We start from the raw sequence: 25,225 nt of genomic DNA, 5'->3' as shown, positions 1-25,225 counted from the left end.
GGGATGCTCCTCTCTCAAGCGGCGTCAGTGAGCAAGGGCTGACGCCGGTTGAACACGAACAGGACCAGGGCGAGCACGATCAGGATGAAGCCTGCGATCATCTTCAGCTCGGCCGAGGTTGCGGTCTTGGGCAAACGGATCGCATCGGGTGCGGCGGGCGCCGGCCGTCGCGTCGCCGGCTGATTGCGCGCATCGGCATGGCGCTCGCGCAGCTGCGTCGGCGTCAGATGCGGCCGTTCGCCGAACACTTTCTCGAAATCCCAGCCGGCCGGCAGATTGATCGGCAGGTCGCTGAGCTTGAGCGGTTCGCCCTCGGGCCGGCTCGGGGTCTTGTCGACCGCGACGAGGCTGGTGAGCCGCGTAACGAGCTGATGGTCGAGCGCCAGCGCCAGGATCGCCTTGTCGGAGTCATCTGGCGTCATCTCGCGCAAGGTGCGTGCCACCTCGGCATCGCCGATCTTGCGCCGAGCCCAGAGCTTTGACAGGCCCTTGCCTTCGGCGGCGTTCTGCAGCGGCAGCGTCACCGACCAGGGGCGGTCGCCGACGCGTCCCTTGATCTCAAGCGAGCCGGCGAGCTTGTCGAGCCTCGCCGCCAGCACCAGCGGCTCGTCGCGATAGACGTCCGGAATGATCGCCGGCGTGACGTCGGCCTTGGCGTCGGAGAATTTTGCGGTGAGGCCGGTCACCGCCGGGTTTTCCAGCTTGGCGAACAGGCCGCGCATGCGCTCCTCGACCTGCTCGACCGAGCCGATATGGGTGAAGGCCCCGCGGCCGAGCTCGGCGGCGCGCGTCATCAGATAGGTGTTGGGCGCAGACCCGATGCCGACCATGAACACGCGCGAGCGGCCGCGCATCGCCGTGATGGTCTCGAACAATTGCTGCTCGTTGCCGATCGCACCGTCGGTCAGGAACACAACCTGGCGAACCATGCTCGTGTCGCTGATCTTGTCGGTCAGCGCGGCGCGCATCGCCGGCACCATCTCGGTGCCGCCGCGCGCCTGCAACGCGCTGACGAACGCATTCGCTTCGCCGACATGGGCGGCGTCCGCCGGCACGGAGGCCGGGAACAGCACGTCCATGGTGTCGTCGAAACGGATCACGTTGAACCGGTCATTGGGCTGCAGGCGGCCGAGGGCATAGAGCAGGCTCGCCTTGGCCTGGACGATGGAGGTGCCGCCCATCGAACCGGAATTGTCGATCACGAACACGACCTCGCGCGGCAGCGGCTTCTGCGTTGCCTGTTCGGCGCTGGGCGGCGTCACGAAGGCGAGCAAATAGTCGGCATCGCCGACATGCTCGCGGAACAGGCCGACCGACGGGGCCTTCTCGGCAGCTGGTTTCCAGGTCAGCTCGAAATCGCGGTCCGCGGGGACGGCGCCGTCAGCGAGCGAGACGACATGCGTCGTGTTATCAGGGCTTTCGATCTTGACGTTGTGGTGGTGACTCCTGACCTCGCCGAGCGCAAAGCCGGCCTTCAGGCGCACCGCGATGCTGGTCGGATTGACCGGTACGTTCTTCGCGGGATCCAGCACAGGCGGCGAGATACGATCGCGATCCGGCACCGGGTTCGACGTCGTCGCGCCCCAGCCGGAGCCGTCCTGGCGGAAGTCGACGCTCTGCACGATCGGCGCCGGATTGTAGCGCGGGGCGACCACCAGCGGCAGGCGCATCGAATATTCATTACCGGATTGGTGCACCGGCTCCTGGTATTCGATCTGCACCAGCACGGTTTCGCCGGGGCCGATATTGGCGACCGAGTTTGTGAAGATGTTGGGCCGCTCCTGCTCGGTCAGCGCGGCCTTCTGGCCGGCGCTGCGCGCCTGCTCGTAGATCACGCGGGCCTGCTGCCGCTCCTTGACGTCGCCGACGATGACGCGGTCGCCGACCACCATCTTCAGTGCGTCGACGGCACCATTGGTTGCGAGCGGATAGACATAGGTGGCCTCGACCCAGTCCTTGGTCGGATTGCGAAACACCTGGGTGACGCGGGCGCGTAGCGTCGGGCCCGATACCGTGATGTCGATGTCGGTGCCGAGGCGGATCGCCTCGGTATAGGCTCCGTCCTCCTTCAGCAGCAGGCTGCCCGACCGTGCCTCGCCGGGCTGAAGCAGGCTGGCCTGTTCCGTCGTTGCCGACCAACCCGTCCCGAAGCTCACCAGCAGCGCCACGAAGGCGACCAGCATCACCGCGATGCACTGCGCGAGGAGAAACAATCCGACCTTGATCAGCCGGCCGAGCAGGGGGTGTTCGTCGTCCTCGGCGGTGTCGTAGGTACTCATTTGGCCTGCTCCCGAAGGGTGTTTGCTGGCCTTCAGCATCCGCCGGGAGGGCCTGATTTCGCGAGCAGAATGATCGGCAATGTTCCGCCGCCGCCAGCCGGACGGGCCCGCCGCCGGGGCGGCCATGTGCGGTTTTGTGCTGGTTTGTCCGCCCTGCTAGGATGGCACTCCCAGGGCAGGGTTGACGATGCAGACGCAGGCCGACAAGCGGCTTTCAGACGAGCAGAGCCGCGAGATCGCGGAGACCATTCGCGAGGAGCTGGCCAGACGCCGGATCTCCCGGCAGGCGCTGGCCGAGCAGGCCAAGCTTAGTCTGTCGACGCTGGAGAAGGTTTTAGGCGGCCGCCGGCCGTTCACCTTGGCGACGACGGTCCGGCTCGAGCAGGCGCTGGGTGTGTCCCTGCGCAAGAGCGCCGCCGTGGTGACGCCTCCCGCCGCAAACGACGTCGCGCCCGACAGCCTCGGCTCCTATGCGCATCGCGCGGTGACCTGGCTCGAGGACGTCTACATCACGCTGCGGCCGTCCTTCGGCGACAAGGATGCGATCTTCGCCTACCGCACCGAGATCGTCTGGGAGCCGAAGGTCTCATCGCTGGTGTTCCGCGAGGGCGAGCGGACCGATACCGCCTATGAGCACACCGGCGAGGTCGCCGTTCCCCATCAGTCCGGCTTCATCTATCTCGTCATCATCAAGCATGGTCAGCACCGTGTGATCACGGTGTCGCGGCCGACGGTCGCCGGCGAGATGTACGGCATCATCTCGACGCTCCGCGCCGGCCCCGGCTCGCAGCTGACGCCGATCGCCGCGCCCATCGCCTATGTGCCGATCAGGAACATTCCAAAACCGTCTTTGGGACGCGTCGCGCCCGGCGATGCCAACTATGAGCTGTACCGAAAGCACCTGCGTCGCACGGTGGAAGAGCCGTTCGCGCTGTTCCTGCCGGCCTAGGTTCACCCGCGGATAAAGAGATGGCGGCCTCGCGGCCGCCATCTTTCGTGCGCGGACCATGCGTCGCGAGCTAGCCGCTCGGGTCGGCGCTGATGATGTCGCCGAACAGCTCCCACTGGCCCTTCTTGAACCGCCACATCTTGAGCTGCTCGATCGGCGCGAAGTCCGTGGACGAGGTGTTGATCTTGATGCCGGGGATCAGCGTGTCGGGGACGAAGTCCTTCAGGCTGGCAGCCTGCTTCATCACGTTCTCACGGGTCAGATTGTCGCCGGACTGCTTCAGCACCTGCACCATCGTCTGGGCCGCAGCATAGGCGTAAACCAGATTGGCGTCGGAGATGTTTGCGCCGGGCATGTACTTGTCGATGAAGGTCATAAACTTCTTCATGCCCTCGTCGTCCTTCCACTGCGGATCCGAGGCATCCTTCAGATAACCGGCCGACAGCACGCCTTCGGATGCCTCGAGGCCGGCCGGCTTCATCACCGCGCCGATCGACACCGAAACGTCGGTCATCAGGTGCATCGGCTTCCACTCGAGCTCCGCGATCTTCTTGATGGCTTGAGCTGCGAATTTAGGAGTCGCGATGTTGACGAAGACATCGGCGCCGGTGCCCTTGAGCTTGACGATATGGGCGTCGATCGAGGGCTCCGAGGTCTCGTAGCTCTCCTCGGCGACGATCAGCTTCGAGGCCTTGTCACCGAACACGTCCTTGATGCCGGCGAGGTAGTCCTTGCCGAAATCGTCGTTGGCATAAAAGATCGCGACCTTCGCGTCCGGCTTCTCCTTCAGAATGTATTTTGCGAAGATCTGGGCCTCGACCCGGTAGCTGGGCTGGAAGCCCATGGTCCATGGAAAATTCTTCGGGTCGTTCCACTTGCTGGCGCCGGTCGCGAGGAACAGCTGCGGTACCTTCTTGGTGTTGTGATATTTCTGCACGGCGGTCTGGGTCGGTGTGCCCAGCGCGTTGAACACCAGGAACACCTCGTCGCTCTCGATCAGCTTGCGGACCTGCTCCACGGTCTTCGGCGGCGAATAGCCGTCGTCATAGGAAATCCAGTTGATCTTGCGACCGTTGATGCCGCCCTGGTCGTTGATCATCTTGAAGTAGGCTTCCTCGGTCTTGCCGATGATGCCGTAGGCGGACGCAGGCCCCGAATAGGCCTCGACATTGCCGATCTTGATCTCGGTGTCGGTGACGCCGGTGTCGTATTTCTTCTGCGCCTGGGCGCCCTGGACCGAGAGCAATGTCATGGCGGCAGCCGCGGCGAGCAGGGAGAGTTTCTTGTTCTTCATGGAAATTCCTTGGGGTTTCTTGTTGGCTGGGGTAGGCACTTCAAAAAAGAAAAAGCGCCCGCAAGGGGCGCTTCGATCAGGCGTTGGCGACTTTCCTGTCGACCTCCGAGACGACGGAGAATTCCTTGCGCAAGGTCGGCTTGTGAATTTTGCCGGTAGCGTTGCGCGGTAGCGCATCGACGAAGCGGATCTGGCGCGGACATTTGAAGCGGGCCAGATTGGCCGCGCAATGCGCGAACACATCCGCCTCGGTCAGCCGCTGGCCCTGTTTGACGGCGACGATGGCAAGGCCGACCTCGCCCCATTGCGGATCGGAAATGCCGATCACGGCGGCTTCCGCGATCGCGGTGAGCTGGTGCAGGACGTTCTCGACCTCGGCTGGATAGACGTTCTCGCCGCCGGAAATGTACATGTCCTTCCAGCGGTCGACGATGTAGTAGAAGCCCTCTTCGTCGACGCGCGTCGCATCGCCCGTATGCAGCCAGCCGCCGGTGAAGGCGGTCTTGTTCGCCTCCGGCCTGTTCCAGTAGCCCGGCGTGATGTTCGGCCCGCGAACCCAGAGTTCGCCCAGCTCGCCGACATCGGCATCGCTGCCGTCGGGCCGCACGATGCGCACCTCCGTGTGCAGCACGGGCTTGCCGGCGGAGCCGGCTTTCCGTGCCGCATCCTCGCGGTCGAGCACCAGCACGGCCGGCGAGGTCTCGGTCATGCCGTAGCCCTGCTGCAGCGCGACGCCGCGCGCCTCCCACACCTTCAAGAGCGGCACCGGCATCGGCGCGCCGCCGACACCGCCGACGATCAGCCGGGACAGATCGGTGGTCGCGAAGGCCGGATGCTGTGCCATGAACTGGTAGATTGCGGGTACGCCGAAGAACACGTTGATGCCCTGCGCGGGATCGTTGATCAGGCCGAGCGCCGTGCCGGGATCGAAGGCGCGCATGATCATGACCGTGCCGCCGGCATGCAGCACGGGATTGGTGTAGCAATTCAGCCCACCGGTGTGGAACAGCGGCAGCACGGTGAGCAGCACCGAGGCCGGCCCGATGCAGGCGGGGCCGCCGAGATTGACGCAATTCCAGAAGGTCATGCCATGGGTGATGGTCGCGCCCTTCGGATGCCCCGTCGTGCCAGAGGTGTACATGATGGTCGAGACGTCATCGAGCGTGACCTCCTCGATACGGTCCAGCGGCTTTGCGGCAGCGATACCGGCCTCGTAGGTCCCGCCCGGGCCAAGCAACAGGTTGGTCGCGACGTTGCAGAGCTTTGCGACGCTGAGCGCGGTCTCGGCCAGATCGGTATCGTGGATCATCACCTTCGGTGCGCAGTCGGCGGTGATGAACTGGAGTTCGGGGACGGTGAGGCGGGTGTTCAGCGGCACGAAGATGGCGCCTAACCGGCCGCAGGCGAACTGCACCTCCAGCGTATCGGTCGTGTTCAGTGCCAGCACGGCGACGCGGTCGCCGCGCGAGACCTTCAACCCGTGACGCAGGAACGAGGCAAGGCGCGAGACGCGGGCGTCGAGCTGCGAATAGCTGAAGCGGCGTTCGCTCGCGAGATCGATGAGCGCGACCTTGCCGGGCGTGCGGCGGCCATGGTGGGCGATCCAGTCGTAGTAACGAACGGCCAAAAATCCCTCCCTCGGCGGATTTGTGCCGCCTGGTATCCTCTTGCCGGGCACCATGCCCGGCGTGGCCGCGAGGGCCAGCCGGAGTTTGTGCACCACGTCTTTTTTTGATTTGGAGTTGGCCTGCGAGGGATGAAAATCGTCTTGCGTTGAGTTGCTAGGTCGCAGGCTGCGGTGAAGCGGTTCCCCAGTCAGCCACTCTGCGCAAGTGAACGGCAAATGTTCCAGCCATGGTGGACGCGACGAATCCGCCAACAGGGCGAGACCACGATGAAGAGCCCGTTCTATACCGCCGAGCACGACGCCTTCCGCAACGTCATGCGCCGCTTCGTCGAGAAGGAGATCGCCCCGTTCGCCCATGAATGGGACGAAGCCGGCGAATTTCCGCGCGAGCTCTATCGCAAGGCCGCCGAAATCGGCCTTCTGGGACTTGGATTCCCCGAGGAATACGGCGGCATCGCCGCCGACCAGTTCATGAAGATCGTCGCCAGCCAGGAACTGGCGCGGGCCGGCGCCGGCGGCGTCAGCGCCAGCCTGATGAGCCACACCATCGGCTCGCCGCCGATCGCGCGCGCGGCGCGGGCCGAGGTGAAGGCACGCGTGCTGCCGCAGGTGCTGTCGGGCGAGAAGATCTCCGCGCTCGCGATCACCGAGCCGGGCGGCGGCTCCGATGTCGCGAACCTCCGTACCAGGGCACGGCGCGACGGCGATCACTACGTCGTGACCGGCGAAAAGACCTTCATCACCTCGGGCGTGCGCGCCGATTACCTGACCGTTGCGGTGCGCACCGGCGGCGAGGGCGCCGGCGGTGTCAGCCTGCTCCTGATCGAGGGCGATACGCCCGGCCTGTCGCGAACGAAGCTGAAGAAGATGGGCTGGTGGGCCTCCGATACCGCGACGCTGCATTTCGACGACTGCCGCGTGCCGGCCGAGAATTTGATCGGCGAGGAGGGCCAGGGCTTCAAGATCATCATGCGGAACTTCAACAGCGAGCGGATGGGCATGGCGGCGAGCTGCACGGCCTTCGCCCGCGTCTGCCTCGACGAGGCGATCGCCTACGCGAAGGAACGCAAGACCTTCGGCAAGCCGCTCGTCCAGCACCAGGTCATCCGCCACAAGATCGTCGACATGGCACAGAAGGTCGCGGCCAGTCAGGCGATGCTGGAGATGCTGGCCTGGCGGCTGGAGCAGGGCGAAAGCCCGGTCGCCGAGATCTGCATGATGAAGAACCAGGCGACGCAGACCATGGCGTTCTGCGCCTCGGAAGCCGTGCAGATTTTCGGTGGCGCCGGCTTCATGCGCGGCATCAAGGCCGAGCGCATCTACCGCGAGGTCAAGGTCAACGCCATCGGCGGCGGCACCGAGGAGATCATGAAGGATCTGGCGTCAAGGCAGATGGGGTTGTGACAACCGTCGTCCCGGGGCGCGCGAAGCGCGAACCCGGGACCTCGAGATGAGTCCAATAATATCGAGATTCCGGGTTCACCCGCGTTGCGGGTGCCCCGGAATGACGAAGGGGATAAAATGCTATTCACCGCCGACCACGACGACATCCGCCGCTCCCTGCAGAAATTCATCGCGAATGAGATCAATCCTCACGTCGATGAATGGGAGAAGGCCGACATCTTCCCGGCGCATGAGCTGTTCAAGAAGATGGGCAGCCTCGGCTTTCTCGGCCTGAACAAGCCGGTTGAGTTCGGCGGCTCGGGTCTCGACTACTCCTACGCGCTGATGATGGCTGAGGAGCTGGGCGCCATCACCTGCGGCGGCGTGCCGATGGCGATCGGGGTGCAGACCGACATGGCGACGCCGGCGCTGGCGCGGTTCGGCTCGGACGAGGTGCGGCGTGAGTTTCTGGCGCCCTCGATCTCCGGCGATTACGTCGCCTGCATCGGCGTCTCCGAGCCCGGCGCCGGCTCGGATGTCGCCTCGATCAAGACCGCTGCGCGCGCCGACGGCGACGATTACGTCATCAATGGCGGCAAGATGTGGATCACCAACGGAACCCAGGCCGACTGGATCTGCCTGCTCGCCAACACCGGCGAGGGGCCCGTCCACCGCAACAAGTCGCTGATCTGCGTGCCCATGAAGAGCAAGGGCGTCACCGTCGCACGCAAGCTCGACAAGTTGGGCATGCGCTCGTCCGACACCGCGCAGATTTTCTTCGACAATGTCCGCGTGCCCAAGCGCAACCGGATCGGCGAGGAAGGCAAGGGTTTCACCTACCAGATGATCCAGTTCCAGGAGGAGCGGCTCTGGGGCGCGGCGGCCTGTTTGAAGGCGCACGAATACATCATCGACCAGACCATCGAGTACACCCGCAACCGCAAGGCTTTCGGCCACAGCATCCTCGACAACCAGGTCGTGCACTTCAAGCTCGCGGAGATGCAGACCGAGGTCGAGCTGTTGCGCGCGCTGATCTATCGCGCCGGCGAGCAGCTGGTCGCCGGCGAGGACGTGACGCGGCTTGCGACCATGGCCAAGCTCAAGGCCGGCCGGCTCGGCCGCGAGCTCACCGACGCCTGCTTGCAATATTGGGGCGGAATGGGCTTTACCAACGAGACGCCGGTCAGCCGTGCCTATCGCGACAGCCGCCTGACCTCGATCGGAGGTGGCGCCGACGAGGTCATGCTGATGGTCCTGTGCAAGATGATGGGTACGCTGCCCGGCAGCCATAAAGTTTGAGCATGATCTTGTCGGAAAACCGCTTCACACTTTTCCGGATCATGCTCTAGGGGGAATGCATCATGATCACGCTCTATCACTGCGACGCCGCGCGCTCGTTCCGTCCGCTCTGGATGCTGGAGGAGATGGGGCTGCCGTACGAGTTGAAGATGCTGCCGTTCCCGCCGCGCGTCTTCGCCAAGGATTATCTTGCGCTCAATCCGCTCGGCACCATTCCCTTCATGATCGACGGCGAGACCAGGATGACCGAGTCGTCCGGCATCTGCCACTATCTCGGCATCAAATACGGCCCGACGCCTCTGATGGTCGGGCCTGAGGATCCCGCCTATGGCGCGTTCCTGAACTGGATGTATTTTTCCGATGCCACGTTAACCTTCCCGCAGACGCTGGTGCTCAGATACACCCAACTCGAGCCGGAGGAGCGCCGCAATCCGCAGGTCGCGACCGATTACGCAAAATGGTTCCTGGGGCGGCTGCGCGCCGTTGAGGCAGCGACCGCGAATGCTGAAACCTTGTGCGCCGGCCGCTTCACCGCCGCTGACATTGTCATTGGTTATGCGCTGCGCCTCGCCGACAGTATCGGCCTCGCCAAGGACTTCGGGCCAAATGTCGCAGCCTATTGGGCCCGCCTGCAGCAGCGCGACGGCTTCAAGCGCGCCGTTGTTGCGGAGCAAAAGGCCGGCAAGGAACAGAATATTGCGCCGAGGGTGAGGGCGTAACCCCAGCCGTCGTCCTGGCGAAAGCCAGGACCCATTACCCCGGTCATCGTTTGGAGTGGGAGGTGCAGCCGCCGATCTTCGTCAAATTCCTTCCTGTGGTAATGGGTCCTGGATCTGCGCTTCGCTTCGCTGCGCTTGTCCAGGACGACGATGCTGGCGAGAGTTCCGGCCACGGCTCACCGCCCTCCCGGAACTCTAATCTTTTGCGCGTCCATGACAGCGCTATCCCGTCGTGACAGCGCCCAAATTTCCGCTAAGGTGACCTCCGTCCGCAGCGGCCAGAGAGCCGCGCGAGGAGGAGCCCAATGGAATATAACGGTCGCGAATCCGACCATCTGATGCTGATCACGCCGGAGCGGGTGTTTTATGCGGGCCTGCTCGGTCGCCCCCGCAAGCGGACGCCCGGCTGTTGCCATGTCTACGTGGCGGTGAAGGGTAATCTGCACCTGACCATCGACGACGCCCTCGCCACCGGCGAGCTGTTCGTCACCTTGCCGAACCAGCGGCATTCCATCGCCAGCGACTACCGCACTGCGATCAGCGTGACGCTCGAGCCCGAGAGCATGCCGGATGGCGTGATCGAGGCCCTGGCCGAGCGGCTGACCGGACCCGATCGCGCGGTCTACGCCCGCAAGATTCTCGCCGCCTACGCGCTGTTGCGCCAGCGTCGCTATGGCGACATCACCACCGCCGAGTTCGACGAGATGTGCTTTGGCGAGGCGCTGCCGCGCCGCGTGCTCGACCCGCGCGTGATGCGCGCGGTGGCCCGCATCGAGCGCTTCTCCGGCGAGCCTGTCACGGCGGACACCTGCGCCACTGAGGCGGGCCTGTCCGCCTCGCGCTTCTTGCACCTGTTCAAGGAAGAGACCGGCATCTCGTTCCGCTCCTTCCGGGCCTGGAAGCGCGCGCGGCATCTGCTGCACTTCGCCAACCAGGACCTCAACCTCGCCCATCTCGCGCAGGACATCGGCTATCCCGATTCCACGCATTTCAGCCACTCGATCCGCCGCTTCTACGGCCTGAAGCCGCGCGCGATCTTCGTCGGCTCGCGCGATCTTGCGATTTATCGCAGCACCGAGACGGTGCGGCTGGCAGAGGCGAGCTAGCTCCGCTCTCGTAGGGTGGGTTAGCCGAAGGCGTAACCCACCACTTATGCATGCGCGGTAAGAGACGTTGGTGGGTTACGCTGCGCTAAACCACCCTACGATTCGTCGTTTTTCCCAGCTTCTCCGCGCAAGAAGCCGCATGCCGCGCATCACATGATCGCAAGCGTTGAATTCTCAACTTGCGAGACATTTTTGGCATGAGCGACAAGGCCGTCATCACCTGCGCGCTGAACGGCGTGCTCACCGACCCAAAGCAGCACAACGTGCCCGTGACGCCCGAGCAGATGGCGCGCGAGGCCAGGGCTGCGTTCGATGCCGGCGCGTCCATCATGCACATCCACCTGCGGCAGCAGGCGGCGGGCAAGGGGCACCTGCCGTCCTGGGAGGTCGCGGTCAGCAAAGAGATCCAGCAGGCGATCCGCGAAGCCTGCCCCGGCGTCATCATCAATCACACCTCGGGCGTGTCGGGGCCGAACTACTCTGGCGCGCTCGACTGCATCCGCGAGACCAGGCCGGAGATCGCCGCCTGCAACGCCGGTTCGCTGAATTACCTGAAGGTGAAGGCCGACAACAATTGGGCCTGGCCGCCGATGATGTTCGACAACGCGGTCGAGAAGGTGAAGGACTATCTCGACGTCATGAACGCGGTCGGCACCATCCCCGAATTCGAATGTTTCGACGTTGGCATCGTCCGCTGCGTCGGCATGTACCACCAGGTCGGCATGTACAAGGGGCCGCTCGAGTATAATTTCGTGATGGGCGTCGCCTCCGGCATGCCTGCCGATCCCGAGCTGCTGCCGATCCTGATCAAGCTGAAACGGCCCGAGGCGCACTTCCAGGTCACCGCCATCGGCCGCGAAGAGATCTGGCCGCTGCATCAGCGCTGCGCCGAGCTCGGCGGGCATTTGCGCACCGGTCTCGAGGACACCTTCTATCTCGCCGACGGCAAGAAGGTGACCTCGAACGGCCAGCTCATCGAAGCCGTCGCCGCTTGCGCAAGACGCGCCGGCCGCGAGATCGCCTCGCCGGCCGAAGCGCGGAAGATCTTTGGGACGAATCGCTGAATGTAGCCCCAGCCGTCATTGCGAGCGAAGCGAAGCAATCCAGAGTGCATCCGCGGAAACAGACTGGATTGCTTCGTCGCTTCGCTCCTCGCAATGACGGGTAGGATAGAGTCATGTCCATTCTCGAAAACACCATCTCCCCCGGTAGCGCCGGCTACCACGCCAACCGCGACGGCATGCTCGCGCTGATCGACCGCATGCGCGCGCTGGAAGAGCGCACGCGTGCGGCATCCGCCGCGGCGAAGGATCGCTTCCACAAGCGCGGGCAGCTACTGCCGCGCGAGCGCGTCGCGCTGGTGCTCGATCCCGGTGCGCCCTTCATCGAGCTGTCGACGCTCGCCGGTTACATGTTCGATGTGCCCGATGCGGACAAGAGCGTGCCGGGCGGCGGCGTCATCGCCGGCATCGGCTTCGTCTCGGGCATCCGCTGCATGGTCAGCGCCAGTGATTCCGGCATCGATGCCGGCGCGCTGCAGCCTTATGGCCTCGACAAGACGCTGCGGGTGCAGGAGCTCGCGCTGGAGAACAAGCTGCCTTATGTCCAGCTCGTCGAAAGCGCCGGCGCCAATCTCCTGCGCTACCGCGTCGAGGATTTTGTCCGTGGCGGCAACATCTTCCGCAATCTCGCGCGGCTCTCGGCGGCGGGGCTGCCGGTCGTCACCGTCACGCATGGTTCGTCCACCGCCGGCGGCGCCTACCAGACTGGTCTCTCCGACTACATCGTCATGGTCCGCGGCCGCACCCGCGCGTTCCTCGCAGGCCCGCCTCTGCTGAAGGCCGCGACCGGTGAGGTCGCGACCGAGGAAGAGCTCGGCGGCGCCGAGATGCACACGCAGATCTCCGGCCTTGGCGATTATCTCGCCGAGGACGATCGCGACGCATTGCGCATCGCGCGCGAGATCATGGCGGCGATGGAATGGGAGCGGCCGGGCCGGGCGGCTCCAGAGTTCAAGCCGCCGCGCTACGACCAGGACGAGCTGCTCGGCATCATGCCGATGGACCACAAGCGCCCCGTCGACATGAAGCAGGTGATCGCCCGCATCGTCGACGATTCCGACTTCACCGAGATGGCGCCGAATTACGGTCCGGCCACGGTCTGCGGCCATGCCCGCATCGAGGGCCAGGCCATCGGCATCATCACCAACAACGGCCCGCTCGATCCCGCCGGCGCCAACAAGGCCACGCATTTCATCCAGGCCTGCTGCCAGACCCGCACGCCGATCCTCTATCTCAACAACACCACCGGCTACATGGTCGGCAAGGCCTATGAGGAAGCCGGCATGATCAAGCACGGCTCGAAGATGATCCAGGCGGTGACCTCGGCGACGGTGCCGCAGATCACCATCTATTGCGGCGCCTCGTTCGGCGCCGGCAATTACGGCATGTGCGGCCGCGGTTTCCATCCGCGCTTCTGCTTCTCCTGGCCCAACGCCAAGACCGCCGTGATGGGCGGCGAGCAGGCCGCCGAGACCATGGCGATCGTGACGGAGGCCGCCGCGGCCCGCCGTGGCAAGCCGATCGAGAAGGACAGGCTGGACGCCATGAAGGCTGAGATCATCGGCGTGTTCGACGGCCAGATGGATGTGTTTTCGACCAGCGCGCGCGTGCTCGACGACGGCGTGATCGATCCGCGCGACACACGCGCGGTTCTCTCCGAAGTGCTCGCGATCTGCCGTGAGGGCGATGCACGGGCGCCTCAGCGTATGCAGTTCTCGGTGGCCCGCCCATGAGGAACGGATCAGTGCAGCACCGGCCGTTCTTTAGGGTTCTGGTTGCCAATCGCGGCGAGATCGCATTGCGCGTGATGCGCAGCGCGCGGCGGCTCGGCATGGGCGTCGTCGCGGTCTATTCGGATGCGGATCGCGATGCGCTTCACGTGAAGCAAGCCGACCAGGCCGTACGCATCGGCGAAGCTTTGCCGGCCCAATCCTATCTCAACATCCCCGCGATCATCGCCGCGGCCAAGGCGAGCGGCGCCGATGCGGTGCATCCCGGCTATGGCTTCCTCGCCGAGAACGAAGACTTTGCGCAAGCCTGCAAGGATGCCGGTCTCGTCTTCATCGGTCCGTCGGCGCAGGCGATCGAGGCGATGGGCAACAAGGCCGGCGCCAAGGAGATCATGAAGAAGGCCGGCGTGCCCTGCGTGCCCGGCTATCAAGGCGCCGATCAGGGCGACGAAGTCATGCTCGCGGAAGCCCAGAAGATCGGCTTCCCCGTGATGATCAAGGCGGTTGCCGGTGGCGGCGGGCGTGGCATGCGGCTCGTCGCCGATGCGGCGTCGTTCCCCGAGGCGCTGCGCAGCGCGCGGTCGGAAGCGAAGGCAGCGTTCGGCGATCCCACGGTCATCCTCGAACGCGCCATCCAGAATCCCCGTCACATCGAGATCCAGGTGTTCGGCGACAGCCACGGCAACGCCATCCATCTCGGCGAACGCGACTGCTCGGTGCAGCGACGCCACCAGAAGCTGATCGAGGAGGCGCCGTCCCCCGCGGTCACGCCCGAGCTGCGCGCGAAGATGGGGGAGGTCGCGGTCGCGGCGGTGAAGGCGCTGCGCTATGAGGGGGCGGGGACGCTGGAGTTCCTGCTAGACGAAAGCGGCGAGTTCTACTTCATGGAGATGAACACCCGTCTCCAGGTCGAGCATCCCGTGACCGAGGCGATCACCGGGCTCGATCTCGTCGAGCTGCAGCTGCGTATTGCGCGCGGCGAGCCGTTGCCGGTGAAGCAGCAGGACATCCGCTTCACAGGCCATGCCATCGAGGTGCGGCTCTGCTCGGAAGACGCCGCGCAGGATTTCATGCCGCAGTCCGGCCGCATGGCGCGCTGGCAGGTGCCTGACAGCATTCGCGTCGAGCACGCGCTGCAATCGGGCTCGGAGATCCCGCCGTTCTACGATTCCATGATCGCCAAGGTGATCAGCCATGGCGCGAATCGCGAGGAGGCGAGGGGACGGCTGATCGTCGGCCTCGAGCAACTCACCGCGTTCGGGGTCACCACCAACCAGGCGTTCCTGATGTCCTGCCTGCGCCATCCCGGCTTCGCCAGGGGCGAGGCGACGACGGCCTTCATCGGCGCGCACCGCGACGAGCTGCTGGCACCGCGCGCGAACGCCGCATTCGACATGGCGCTGGCGGGCCTGCTGCTCTACGTCACCAACCCGCGCGCGCCGTCATGGCAAAGCGGGCGGAGCCTCGCCGCCGCCTTTCCGCTTCCGGCGAAGATCGAAATCGCCGGCCACGCGCACGAGCTCGACGTCACGCGCGAGCGTGATGGCAGCTACACCGTCGCCACCGACGGCCGGCAAGACAAGTTCGAGATTGACCAGCTCGATCCCGACGCGATCCGCTTCCGCCACGACGGTGTCATGGACAGTGCCAAATTCCTGCGCGACGGCGACCGGCTCCATCTCCAGCACCGCGGCATTCCGCTCGCCGTCACCGATCTCACCCTCGCCGCGCCGAAAGCGGCGGCAGCGAATGGCGGCGACGGCAAGGTCCGCGCCGCCATGAACGGCCGCGTCGTCGCTGTCCTCGTCAAGCCGGGCGACCGCGTCACCGCCGGCCAGCCGGTGCTGACGCTGGAAGCGATGAAGATGGAGCACGTCCACAAGGCCGGCATCGATGGCGTGATCGCCGCGGTCGACGTTGCCGAGGGCGAGCAGGTCACGACGGGCCGGATCGTCGCGGAGATCGGGGCCGGGTAAGCGCGGCGCAAATGCGGTATCGTAGGGTGGGCAAAGGCGCAAAGCGCCGTGCCCACGAAAGGCCAGCGATCCTATGCGCGGGACCGTGGGCACGCTCCGCTTTGCCCACCCTACGGCACCTCCCTCGGTCGCGAGATCCGGAATTCAAATGATTTCAATGAGGTACATCTCGCGAAGTGTCAGTCGCGGCCTCTATTGAACAATGTTCATTTACATGATAGTAATGAACTATGTTCAATTTAGCTGGAGCCGAGTATGTTGCGCGCAAATGATCCCGCCCTAGCGACCGATGCCATACACCGCCCGGTGTCCCGCCGTTTCTCGCTGGGCGCCCCGCAGCTCCGCGAAAAATACCTGACGGCCGCTCTCTTCGTCCTCGCAATGGCGGCGCTTCTCGCGCCCGCGATGCCTGCCGCCGCGTGGCACATCCCGCATTTCGTCGATACCCGCGGCTGGCTCGGCGTGCCCAATGCCGGCGACGTGCTGAGCAATCTCGCCTTTCTCGCGATGGGCGTCTGGGGCTCGGAGCGGCTGCGCGGCCGCAAAGATGCGCCGGTGGGCGCAAGCTGGTTTTTCGTCGGACTGATCCTCACCTGCCTGGGCTCAGGCTTCTATCATCTCGATCCCGACGCGCCGCAGCGGCTCGTGGCCGACCGTCTCGGCATGGCGGTGGCGTTCGCGGGATTTCTGGGCATCGCGGCCAGCGAGCGCATCAGCATGCGCGCAGGCGAGGCGGTGCTGGTGCTGATGATGGTTGCCGGGCTGCTCGCGGCCTGGGTGGCGCGCGAGAATCTCACGCCATGGGTGGTCGTGCAGTTCGGCGGCATGGCACTCGCCGTGGGACTGGCGTTGACGCGCCCCCGGCCTGGTGCGCTTGGCGTGCCGCTCGGTGGCGTGATTGTCTTCTACGTGCTGGCCAAGCTTTTCGAGCTCGGTGACGCGACCATCTTCGAAGCGACGGGGCACATCGTCTCGGGCCATACGCTCAAGCATCTCTCCGCTGCGCTGGCGGCCTGGCCGGTGATCCGGGCGTTGCGCGATCGTAGGGTGGGTTAGCCGGTGGCCGCGCGAAGCGCGGTCCGCTGGCGTAACCCACCACTTCCGTCACCGCGGAGACCAAAGAGGTGGGTTACGCCCCGCGAACTGCGCGATGCGCAGTCCGCAGAGCTAACCCGCCCTACGCAGTCGCGTTGCTCCGCCCCGTCCCGTCATTGAGCAGACACGCTACCTGATGCCCGTCGCCCGCATCCATCAGCGCCGGCCGCTCCGTCCTGCATCGCTCCATCGCGAACCGGCAGCGGGTGTGGAATGCGCAGCCTGACGGCGGATTGACCGGGCTCGGCACGTCGCCATCGACCAGCGGCGCGAGCTTCTTCGCGAGCGGGTTGGCGATCGGCACCGAGGCGAGCAGGGCCTGCGTGTAGGGATGCCTGGGATTGCGGAACAGCTCGTCCTTGTCGGCGATCTCGACGATGCGGCCGAGATACATCACGGCGACGCGGTGGCTGATATGGGCGACCACGGCGAGGTCGTGGGCGATGAAGAGATAGGAGAAACCATGCTGGCGCTGCAGGTCGATCAACAGGTTGATGACCTGCGCCTGGATCGAGACGTCGAGCGCGGACACCGGCTCGTCGCAGACGATCAGGCGCGGCTCGAGCGCGAGCGCGCGTGCGATGCAGATACGCTGGCGCTGGCCACCCGAAAACTGATGCGGGAAATTTTGCATCTGGTCGGGCCGCAGGCCCACTTGCTCGAACAGCCTTGCGACGCGCGCCTCCAGCTCCTTGCCGCTTGCAAGCCCGTGCACGACCAGCGGCTCGCCGACGACGTCGCCCGCGGTCATGCGCGGATTGAGCGAGGCAAACGGGTCCTGGAACACGATCTGCATCGAGCGGCGATGCGGCCGCAGCGCCGTCTTGGACAGATGGGTGATGTCCTCGCCGTCGAGACGAATTTCTCCGGAGGTCGGCTCGACCAGCCGCAGCACGCTGCGCGCCACCGTCGATTTGCCGCAACCGGACTCGCCGACGAGGCCCAGCGTCTCGCCGGCACCAAGCGAGAACGAGACGCCATCCACCGCATGCACGGTGCCGACCTGCCGGCGCAGCACGCCGGCGCGCACCGGGTAGTGCTTTTTGAGCTCGGTGACTTCGAGCAATGCTGCGCTCATGCCACCTCCGCGACTTCTTCCGCGCGCCAGCACGCCGCGAGATGGCCGCCGCCCCAATCGGCCAGCGGTGGATATTCGGCCTCGCAACGCTTGATCGCGAGCTTGCAGCGCGGCGCGAAGGCGCAGCCCTTCGGCAGCCGCACCAGCGAGGGCACGGTGCCCGGAATTTCGTTGAGCCGCGCTTGCGCGGGAACGCCGGAGGCCGGCACGGCGGGGATCGAGGCCATCAGGCCGCGCGTATAGGGATGCTTTGGTGCTGCGAACAACGCTTCGACGCTGGCTTCCTCGACTTTACGCCCCGCATACATCACGATCACGCGCTGCGCGGTCTGCGCGACCACGCCGAGATCGTGCGTGATCAGCACGAGCCCGGTGCCGAGCTCCTTCTGGAGGTCGAGGATCAGCGCCAGGATCTGCGCCTGTATGGTGACGTCGAGCGCAGTGGTCGGCTCGTCCGCGATCAGCAGCGCCGGCCGGCACGCCAGCGCCATCGCGATCATGGCGCGCTGGCGCATGCCGCCGGAGAGCTGGTGCGGATATTCGCGCGCGCGCCGCGCCGGCTCGGGGATGCGCACCAGCCGCAGCATCTCCACGGCGATATTCTGCGCTTCCTTCGACGAGATGTTCCGGTGCAGCCGCACGGCCTCGACGATCTGGTCGCCGATCCGCATCACCGGATTGAGCGAGGTCATCGGCTCCTGGAAGATCATGGAGATGCGATTGCCCCTGACGGCCCGCATCTCCGTTTCATCCAGCGCCAGCAGGTCGGTGCCTTCGAGCGTCACGGAGCCGCCGACAATGCGGCCGGGCGGATCGGGCACCAGCCGCATCAGGGACAGCGCAGTGACGCTCTTGCCGCAGCCGGACTCGCCGACGATTGCCAGCGTCTCGCCGCGCTTCACGGTGAAGGAGACGTCGTCCACCGCCTTGAACAGGCCGGAGTTGGTGAAGAACACGGTCTTCAGGTTCTTCACCTCGAGCACGATGTCGGATTTCTGTGCCATCAGCCGCGCTGCCGGGGATCGAGGATGTCGCGCAGGGCGTCACCGAACAGATTGGCGCCGAACACGGCGAGGCTGATCGCGATGCCGGGGAAGATCACCAGCCACGGCGCGGTGCGGACGTATTCGGCGGCGGATTCGGACAGCATGCGGCCCCATGACGGATAAGGCTCGGGAATGCCGAGGCCGAGGAAGGAGAGCGAGGCCTCGGTGAGGATGGTCGAGCCGAGCTGGGCGGTGGCGAGCACGATCAGCGGCGCCAGCGTGTTCGGCAGCACGTGGCGGAGCGCGATGCGCATATCGCTCATGCCGATCGACTTGGCGGCTTCGACGAAGGGCTGCTCGCGCAGCGCCAGCGTGTTGGCCCGGATGACGCGCGACACCGTCGGGATCAGCGGAATGGCGATGGCGATGATGACATTCGGCAGTGTCGGGCCGAGGGCCGCTGTCATGATCAGGGCAAGCACCAGCAGCGGCAGCGCCTGCAGCACGTCGGAGACGCGCTGGAACACCAGATCGACCCAGCCGGAGAGATAACCGGAGGTGAGCCCGACGATGACGCCGATCGTGCCGCCGAGCGCGGTCGAGCCGATGCCGACGGCCAGCGAAATGCGCGCGCCGTGGATGATGCGGCTGAATACGTCGCGGCCGAAGGAATCCGTCCCCATCCAGTGCGCGAGGCTCGGGCGCGCCAGCGCGCGGGCGGAATCGACCGTGAGGGGATCATAGCGCGCGATGAAGTCGGCGAAGATGGCCGTGAGCACGAACACCGTCATGATCACGAGCCCGGCCGCGCCCAGCACATGCCGCTGCGCCATGAACAGCACGCGCCGCCACCCGCCGGTCGCATGCGCCCCGGCCCGCCTCAGTTCAACCTCGAAGTCGATCGCGGCCAAGCTGGTCTCCTAATCCGTGTACCTGATGCGCGGATCGAACACCGCGTAGAGCATGTCGACGGTGAAATTCGCGAACACCACCACGACGGCGATGAACATCACGAGGTTCTGCACGATCGGATAGTCGCGCCAGCGGATCGCCTCGACCAGGAAGCGCGCGACGCCGGGGATGTTGAATACGGTCTCGGTGACGATCAGGCCGCCGATCAGGAACGCTGCCTCGATGCCGATCACGGTGATGACGGGCAGGATCGCGTTCTTCAGCGCGTGGTGATAGTTCACGGCGGCATCGGAGGCGCCCTTGGCGCGCGCGGTGCGGATATAGTCCTGCCGCAGCACCTCCAGCATCGAGGATCGCGTGATGCGCATGGTCAGCGCCGCGCTGCGGAAGCCGACGGCGGCGGCCGGCACCGCGTAGGTCGCGAACGCTTCGAGCCAGGTCTTGGGATTGGGATTGAAGATCGGTATCTGGCCGAACATCGCCACCGCCGCGGTGAGGATGAGCAGGCCGAGCCAGAACGAGGGCAGCGACAATCCGCTGAGGCTGACGACGCGCAGCGCGTAGTCCAGCCGCGTGCCCTGCTTCACGGCACTGATGACGCCTAGGGGAATGCCGATAGATGCCGAGAACAACAGCGCCAGCCCCGCGAGCCGCGCCGTGATCGGAATCCGCGGCAAAATCTCCTGGAGCGCAGGCTTCTCCGACACATAGGAGTAGCCGAAATCACCGCGCAGAAAACCGCTGATCCAGTGCCAATATTGCACGATCAGCGGTCGGTCGATGCCGAGCTCCTTCTCCAGGTTGGCCTTGTCGGCGGGATCGACATAGCCGGCGGCGGCAAACAGGATGTCGACGATGTTGCCGGGCACGATGCGCAGCAGGAAGAAGATGACGACCGAGATCCCGAACAGGGTCACGAGCATCAGGAACAGGCGCCGCACCAGATAGGCAAACATCCTTCGCCTCCTGCCGAATCCGTCAGCCGCCTGCGCTACTTGTCCATCCAGACATCCTCGTAGCGGTAGCCATTATACGAGCTGTTCGACATCACGGTCACGCCCTTGACGTAGGGCTGCCAGCAGGTGCCGGTGCGGGCGTGGAAGATGATCGGGCGTGCCACGTCCTCCTGCAACTTCTTGTCGATGTCCCACACCAGTTTCTTGCGCTTGGCGATATCGGTCTCCTGCGACTGCCCGTCGAACAGCTTCTCGATCTCCTTGTTGCAGTAGTTGGTGTAGTTGCGCTCGGAGCCGCAGGAATAGTTCTCGTAGAAGGACTGGTCGGGATCGTCGACGGCGTTGCCGGTCAGGTTGAGCCCGAGCATGTAGTCCTTGCGCGCGATCTTCGGGAACCAGTTCGCGGTCTCGACCACGTCGAGCTCACCGTCGATGTAGATGCTCTTGAGCTGGTCGATCAGGATCACCGCGGGATCGCGATAGACCGGGATGTTGCGGGTCGAGATCTTGACGGCGAGATGCTTGTCCGGCCCGTACCCGGCCTTCTGCATCAGCTTCTTGGCCTGCTCGCGGTTGGCGTTCACGTCGGGGCCGTAGCCCGGAATGGTCTCGAGCATCTCCTTCGGCATGCCCCACAGCCCGTTCGGCGGCGGCAGCAGCGTGCCGCCGACATCGCCCTGACCCTCGAACATGATCGAGATGAACGCCTTGCGATCGAGCGCCAGCGCCATGGCGCGGCGGATGTCGATGTTGTCGAACGGCGGCGCGCTCGAATTGACGATGATGTTGGTGGCGACATTGTTGGGCTCGACCACGCAGACCGCGTTCGGCGCCTGCGACTTCACGTCCTTCAGAAGCGGAATGCTCACCTCGGTCGGGAACGTCATGTCGAACTTGCCGGCGACGAAGGCGAGGATCGCGGTCGAGCGGTTCGGGATGATGGTGAACTCGATGCCGTCGAGATAGGGCCGGCCCTCGCGCCAGTAATCCGTGTTGCGCGTCAGCTTGATCGATTCATTGGCCTTGAACTCGACGAATTTGAACGGGCCGGTGCCGATCGGGTGCGTGCGCATGTCGCCCGGCGAGACGTGGCAGGGATAGACTGGCGTATAGCCGGAGGCGAGCAGCGCCAGCAGCGAGGGCTGCGGCCGCTTCAGGTTGAACGAGACCTCGAAATCGCCATTGGTCGAGATGTCGTTGACCTGCTCGTACCAGGTCTTGCGCGGGTTCTGCCGGAACTTCTGCTGCGCTTTGCCCATCAGCATGTCGAAGGTGCATTTGACGTCGGCCGAGGTGAACGGCTTGCCGTCGTGCCATTTGACGCCCTGGCGCAGCTTGAAGGTCAGGGTCTTGTTGTCGCCCGCCCAGGCCCAGCTCTCGGCGAGTTCCGGAAGGATGTTGTCCATCCTGTTCTGCGCCTCGTCCTGCTTGTAGATGACGAGGTTGTTGAACACGGGCATGAAGGGAACATTGAGCGAGTAGGTCGCGCCTTCATGGATCGAGGCATTGCCCGGGCTGTCGCGATGATACATCCGCAGGATACCGCCCTGCTTGGGCCCGCCGGCGAATGCAATGGTCGAAAACGCCAGCAAAGATAGCGCCGCCGTCGCGGCGAGCGCCCGCACGCTCCGCATCCTCGTCCTCCCTGGACATTAGTCTCTTGGGCCTTTTCCGGCCTGTTTGTCAGGACGATAGCGAGGCAGGTGCAGCGAGGCAACGGGCAAGGCCAGCCGCGCTCTCGGCAATTCGGATGACGTAAGGCCGCGGGTTTCACTCTCTCACAATGTGAGAGTGCAGTGCGAAGGGGACGGTTCCTGGGTGGACGCTGCCAAGCTGTGTCGACAAACACAGCTGTCGGGATTGGCAGCGCCCACGCCCGATAGTTCACGCGGTAAGGGTCCCGGCCTGCGCCGGGACGACACTGAGTGTTGTCGCGCCAGCCTGCGTCACCTCACACAATCCGCGACGTCTTGTTCCCCCAATACCGATCCCGAAGCAGCCGCTTGTACAGCTTGCCGGTCGGCAGCCGCGGCAGTTCCTTCTCGAAGTCCACCGAGCGCGGCACCTTCTGCCGCGACAGCGACTGGCCGCAGAACGCGATCAGCTCCTCGGCGAGCGCCTCTCCCGGCACCACGCCGGCCATCGGCTGCACCACCGCCTTCACCTCTTCGCCGAGATCGGGATTGGGCACGCCGAACACGGCGGCGTCGGCGACCTTCGGGTGGGTGATCAGCAAATTCTCGCATTCCTGCGGATAGATGTTCACCCCGCCGGAGATGATCATGAAGGTGGCGCGGTCGGTCAGATACAGGAAGCGGTCGGCGTCGACATAGCCGACGTCGCCGACCGTGCTCATGCTGCCATCGGCCGAGCGCGCCTCCTTGGTCTTCTCCGGATCGTTGAAATATTCGAACGGCGATCCCGTCTTGAACCACACTTGCCCGGGCGTCCCGGTCGGGCACGGATTCATGTTCTCATCGAGGATATGGAGGTCGCCGAGCAGCACCTTGCCGACGGTGCCGCGATGCGCCAGCCATTCCTCGCTGTTGCAGGCGGTGAAACCGAGACCTTCGGTTGCACCGTAATATTCGTGGATGATCGGCCCCCACCATTTGATGATGTCGTCCTTGACCAGGGCCGGGCAGGGCGCCGCGGCATGGATCGCGATCTCGAGCGAGGACAAATCGTAGCGTTTCCGCACCTCCTCCGGCAGCTTCAGCATGCGCGAGAACATCGTCGGCACCAGCTGGGTGTGGGTGATGCCCCATTGCTCGACGAGCTGCAGATAGCGCTCCGGATCGAAGCTCTCCATGATGATCACGGTGCCGCCCATGCGAATCGTGAGGTTCACGGCTGCCTGCGGCGCCGAGTGATAGAGCGGCGCCGGCGACAGATAGACCATGCCCTCGCGGTAGTGCCAAAGTTTTGTGAGGAAATCGAACAGCGGCAGGTTGTGCTTTGGCGGCTCCTCAGGCAGCGGCCGCAGAATGCCCTTCGGCCGGCCCGTCGTGCCCGATGAATAGAGCATTGCCGTGCCGAGCCATTCGTCCGCAATCGGCGTCTTCGGCAGATCGGCAGTGACATCCGCGAGACCGACGATGCGCTCGCTCTCTCCTGGACCATCGGCGACGATGCAGAGCTTGACCTCGGGGCAGGCCTTGATCGCCTCGCGCGCGATGTCGAGCTTCGCCACCGACGTGATCAGAATCTTCGACTGGCTGTTGACGAGGAGATAGGCGAGCTCGCCCGGCGTCAGGAAGGAGTTGATGCAGGTGTAGTACAGCCCGGACCGCTCGCCCGCGCCGCAGGCCTCGAGATAGCGGTCATTGTTCTCCATGAAGATCGAGTAGTGGTCGAGCCGCTTCAGGCAATGCTTGCGGAACAGATGCGCGAGGCGATTACTGCGTGCTTCCAGCTCGCGATAGGTGACGGCCTCACCGGTCGCCGCCATGATGAAGGCAGGCTGCAGCGGGCGCAGGCGGGCATGGTGACCAGTGTACATCTATCCTCCGGCTTGGATCATGCGGCGAGAAACAGGATTTCCTTGATGTCGGCGGGGCCGTCGATCTTGCGCGGGTTGCGCGGAATCCAGTTCGTGCGCATGGCCTGCTCGGCGATCGTGTCGAAATGCTCCGGCGACACGTGCACGTCCGCGAGGCTGCGCGGCATGCCGAGGGAGCGGATGAAGGCATCGAGCACGTCGGCGGCATTGTGGCCGGGAAAGCCCATCGCGGCCGCAACGATCATCTGCCGCTCGGCATTGTCGCGCGCATTCCAGCGCATCACCGCCGGCAGCATGACGCAGGAGGTGTGGCCGTGCGGCACGCCGAAGGCCGCGCCCAGCACGTAGCCGATGCCGTGGCTTGCGCCCATAGGCACGCCGGCGGCGAGCGCGCCCATCGACAGCCAGGTTCCGATCTGCGCATCCATCCGCGCGTCGAGATCGGACGGGTCCGCCTTCACCCGCGGCAACGAATCGGCAAGCATGGCAAGGCCCTTGACAGATTGCGCATCGGCATAAGGATGCGTCTCGCGCGAGCAGATCGCCTCGACGCAATGGTCGACGGCGCGGATGCCGGTGGAGAGGAACAGCCATTCCGGCGTGTGCACGGTGATCGCGGGGTCGAGGATGGTCGCGCGCGGCACCGTGAGCGGATGCCGCAGCATCTGTTTCACGTTGGTGCTGCGGTCGGTGACACCGGCAATCGATGAGAACTCGCCGCCGGCAATCGTGGTCGGCACGCTGACCTGGCGTACTGTCGGCGCATTCATCTCGGGTGCGACACCCTTGTGCACGCGGATGCGCTCGATGCCGTCGATCGTGTCGATGCCGTTGGCAAGGCAAAGCTGCACCGCCTTGGCCCCATCAGTGATCGACCCGCCGCCGACGGTGACGATCAGATCGGCGCCCACCTCGCGCGCCGCGCGAGTGGCTGCGATCACCGCCTCGCGCGGCGTGTGCGCCGGCATCGCGTCGAACAGGCCGGCGCAGCGGGAACCCAAAGCTTGCTTGATCTTCTCGATTTCGTCGGTCTGCCGGTTCAGCGTCCCCGAGACCATCAGGAAGGCTCGGTGCGTCCCCAACCGGTCCATCTGCGCCACGATCGCGCCGGCCGCCGGGTGGCCGAACACGACCTCCTCGATCGCGCCGTAAACGACACGTCCCTGGTACACGCCTGTCCTCCCCCGACAATTCGTCTTGTTTTGTAAGGAGAAGTCTAGCCGAGCGCCCGCCGCCCGTCATGCGCGAAGACGCTGGCCGCTCTCTTACCCTC

The 25,225-nt window shown here is 65.1% G+C and carries 19 protein-coding genes; 9 read left to right on the top strand and 10 right to left on the bottom strand.

What is annotated here, in order from left to right:
* Positions 1–14: 14 nt before the first annotated feature.
* Positions 15–2,279, bottom strand: a complete 2,265-nt coding sequence (locus IQ16_RS00550) for a marine proteobacterial sortase target protein (RefSeq protein WP_145831145.1) — start codon at positions 2,277–2,279, stop codon at positions 15–17.
* Between the two features lie 187 nt (positions 2,280–2,466).
* On the opposite strand from IQ16_RS00550, the gene IQ16_RS00545 reads away from it, so the two are divergent.
* The gene (locus IQ16_RS00545) at positions 2,467–3,228 is read left to right on the top strand and encodes a helix-turn-helix transcriptional regulator (protein ID WP_026312205.1); all 762 of its coding nucleotides are present in this window, start codon (positions 2,467–2,469) and stop codon (positions 3,226–3,228) included.
* A gap of 70 nt (positions 3,229–3,298) precedes the next feature.
* Here IQ16_RS00545 and IQ16_RS00540 read toward each other — a convergent pair whose 3' ends face one another.
* Positions 3,299–4,522, bottom strand: coding sequence for an ABC transporter substrate-binding protein (locus IQ16_RS00540; RefSeq protein ID WP_018644402.1), 1,224 nt, complete (start codon positions 4,520–4,522; stop codon positions 3,299–3,301).
* Between the two features lie 76 nt (positions 4,523–4,598).
* A complete protein-coding gene (locus IQ16_RS00535; RefSeq protein WP_020607953.1) occupies positions 4,599–6,149 on the bottom strand; it encodes an acyl-CoA synthetase in 1,551 nt (516 codons plus the stop codon).
* A 267-nt stretch (positions 6,150–6,416) separates the two neighbouring features.
* On the opposite strand from IQ16_RS00535, the gene IQ16_RS00530 reads away from it, so the two are divergent.
* From IQ16_RS00530 to IQ16_RS00495, 8 genes are all read left to right on the top strand, one after another.
* Positions 6,417–7,553, top strand: a complete 1,137-nt coding sequence (locus IQ16_RS00530) for an acyl-CoA dehydrogenase family protein (RefSeq protein WP_018644404.1) — start codon at positions 6,417–6,419, stop codon at positions 7,551–7,553.
* Positions 7,554–7,670: 117 nt separating this feature from the next.
* The gene (locus tag IQ16_RS00525; RefSeq protein ID WP_018644405.1) at positions 7,671–8,831 is read left to right on the top strand and encodes an acyl-CoA dehydrogenase family protein; all 1,161 of its coding nucleotides are present in this window, start codon (positions 7,671–7,673) and stop codon (positions 8,829–8,831) included.
* A gap of 62 nt (positions 8,832–8,893) precedes the next feature.
* The gene (locus tag IQ16_RS00520) at positions 8,894–9,550 is read left to right on the top strand and encodes a glutathione S-transferase family protein (protein ID WP_018644406.1); all 657 of its coding nucleotides are present in this window, start codon (positions 8,894–8,896) and stop codon (positions 9,548–9,550) included.
* Between the two features lie 305 nt (positions 9,551–9,855).
* A complete protein-coding gene (locus IQ16_RS00515; protein ID WP_018644407.1) occupies positions 9,856–10,656 on the top strand; it encodes a helix-turn-helix domain-containing protein in 801 nt (266 codons plus the stop codon).
* Between the two features lie 197 nt (positions 10,657–10,853).
* A complete protein-coding gene (locus tag IQ16_RS00510) occupies positions 10,854–11,720 on the top strand; it encodes a beta-keto acid cleavage family enzyme (RefSeq protein ID WP_018644408.1) in 867 nt (288 codons plus the stop codon).
* A gap of 113 nt (positions 11,721–11,833) precedes the next feature.
* Positions 11,834–13,450 (top strand): acyl-CoA carboxylase subunit beta, encoded by a 1,617-nt coding sequence (locus IQ16_RS00505; RefSeq protein ID WP_018644409.1) that lies wholly within the window; start codon positions 11,834–11,836, stop codon positions 13,448–13,450.
* On the top strand, positions 13,447–15,423 hold the full coding sequence (locus IQ16_RS00500; RefSeq protein ID WP_026312206.1) for an acetyl/propionyl/methylcrotonyl-CoA carboxylase subunit alpha: 1,977 nt from the start codon (positions 13,447–13,449) through the stop codon (positions 15,421–15,423). Before IQ16_RS00505 ends, IQ16_RS00500 begins: the two co-directional genes overlap by 4 nt.
* A 255-nt stretch (positions 15,424–15,678) precedes the next feature.
* Positions 15,679–16,479: a hypothetical protein gene (locus IQ16_RS00495; protein WP_026312207.1), complete on the top strand. Its 801-nt coding sequence runs from the start codon at positions 15,679–15,681 to the stop codon at positions 16,477–16,479.
* Between the two features lie 121 nt (positions 16,480–16,600).
* Here the strand turns inward: IQ16_RS00495 and IQ16_RS00490 are convergent, their stop codons facing one another.
* From IQ16_RS00490 to IQ16_RS00460, 7 genes are all read right to left on the bottom strand, one after another.
* Positions 16,601–17,596 carry an ABC transporter ATP-binding protein gene (locus IQ16_RS00490; RefSeq protein WP_018644412.1) on the bottom strand — a complete coding sequence of 332 codons (996 nt, stop codon included), beginning with the start codon at positions 17,594–17,596 and terminating at the stop codon, positions 16,601–16,603.
* A complete protein-coding gene (locus tag IQ16_RS00485; protein WP_018644413.1) occupies positions 17,593–18,600 on the bottom strand; it encodes an ABC transporter ATP-binding protein in 1,008 nt (335 codons plus the stop codon). Before IQ16_RS00485 ends, IQ16_RS00490 begins: the two co-directional genes overlap by 4 nt.
* Positions 18,600–19,493, bottom strand: coding sequence for an ABC transporter permease (locus IQ16_RS00480; protein WP_018644414.1), 894 nt, complete (start codon positions 19,491–19,493; stop codon positions 18,600–18,602). The genes IQ16_RS00485 and IQ16_RS00480 overlap by 1 nt, the downstream gene beginning before the upstream one ends.
* A 9-nt stretch (positions 19,494–19,502) precedes the next feature.
* On the bottom strand, positions 19,503–20,450 hold the full coding sequence (locus IQ16_RS00475) for an ABC transporter permease (protein ID WP_018644415.1): 948 nt from the start codon (positions 20,448–20,450) through the stop codon (positions 19,503–19,505).
* A 35-nt stretch (positions 20,451–20,485) separates the two neighbouring features.
* Positions 20,486–22,084: an ABC transporter substrate-binding protein gene (locus tag IQ16_RS00470; RefSeq protein ID WP_018644416.1), complete on the bottom strand. Its 1,599-nt coding sequence runs from the start codon at positions 22,082–22,084 to the stop codon at positions 20,486–20,488.
* A 317-nt stretch (positions 22,085–22,401) separates the two neighbouring features.
* Positions 22,402–23,952: an AMP-binding protein gene (locus tag IQ16_RS00465; RefSeq protein ID WP_018644417.1), complete on the bottom strand. Its 1,551-nt coding sequence runs from the start codon at positions 23,950–23,952 to the stop codon at positions 22,402–22,404.
* A 17-nt stretch (positions 23,953–23,969) separates the two neighbouring features.
* A complete protein-coding gene (locus tag IQ16_RS00460; protein WP_018644418.1) occupies positions 23,970–25,124 on the bottom strand; it encodes an iron-containing alcohol dehydrogenase in 1,155 nt (384 codons plus the stop codon).
* Positions 25,125–25,225: the final 101 nt, after the last annotated feature.

Source organism: Bradyrhizobium huanghuaihaiense (assembly GCF_007830635.1).
Lineage (GTDB): Bacteria > Pseudomonadota > Alphaproteobacteria > Rhizobiales > Xanthobacteraceae > Bradyrhizobium > Bradyrhizobium huanghuaihaiense.
This window is presented reverse-complemented; position numbering and strand designations above follow the sequence as displayed.

Coding starts and splice junctions, on each gene's coding strand:
- IQ16_RS00550 (WP_145831145.1), bottom strand. CDS start 2,279: ATGAGTACCTACGACACCGCCGAGGACGACGAACACCCCCTGCTCGGC.
- IQ16_RS00545 (WP_026312205.1), top strand. CDS start 2,467: ATGCAGACGCAGGCCGACAAGCGGCTTTCAGACGAGCAGAGCCGCGAG.
- IQ16_RS00540 (WP_018644402.1), bottom strand. CDS start 4,522: ATGAAGAACAAGAAACTCTCCCTGCTCGCCGCGGCTGCCGCCATGACA.
- IQ16_RS00530 (WP_018644404.1), top strand. CDS start 6,417: ATGAAGAGCCCGTTCTATACCGCCGAGCACGACGCCTTCCGCAACGTC.
- IQ16_RS00525 (WP_018644405.1), top strand. CDS start 7,671: ATGCTATTCACCGCCGACCACGACGACATCCGCCGCTCCCTGCAGAAA.
- IQ16_RS00520 (WP_018644406.1), top strand. CDS start 8,894: ATGATCACGCTCTATCACTGCGACGCCGCGCGCTCGTTCCGTCCGCTC.
- IQ16_RS00515 (WP_018644407.1), top strand. CDS start 9,856: ATGGAATATAACGGTCGCGAATCCGACCATCTGATGCTGATCACGCCG.
- IQ16_RS00510 (WP_018644408.1), top strand. CDS start 10,854: ATGAGCGACAAGGCCGTCATCACCTGCGCGCTGAACGGCGTGCTCACC.
- IQ16_RS00505 (WP_018644409.1), top strand. CDS start 11,834: ATGTCCATTCTCGAAAACACCATCTCCCCCGGTAGCGCCGGCTACCAC.
- IQ16_RS00500 (WP_026312206.1), top strand. CDS start 13,447: ATGAGGAACGGATCAGTGCAGCACCGGCCGTTCTTTAGGGTTCTGGTT.
- IQ16_RS00495 (WP_026312207.1), top strand. CDS start 15,679: ATGTTGCGCGCAAATGATCCCGCCCTAGCGACCGATGCCATACACCGC.
- IQ16_RS00490 (WP_018644412.1), bottom strand. CDS start 17,596: ATGAGCGCAGCATTGCTCGAAGTCACCGAGCTCAAAAAGCACTACCCG.
- IQ16_RS00485 (WP_018644413.1), bottom strand. CDS start 18,600: ATGGCACAGAAATCCGACATCGTGCTCGAGGTGAAGAACCTGAAGACC.
- IQ16_RS00475 (WP_018644415.1), bottom strand. CDS start 20,450: ATGTTTGCCTATCTGGTGCGGCGCCTGTTCCTGATGCTCGTGACCCTG.
- IQ16_RS00470 (WP_018644416.1), bottom strand. CDS start 22,084: ATGCGGAGCGTGCGGGCGCTCGCCGCGACGGCGGCGCTATCTTTGCTG.
- IQ16_RS00465 (WP_018644417.1), bottom strand. CDS start 23,952: ATGTACACTGGTCACCATGCCCGCCTGCGCCCGCTGCAGCCTGCCTTC.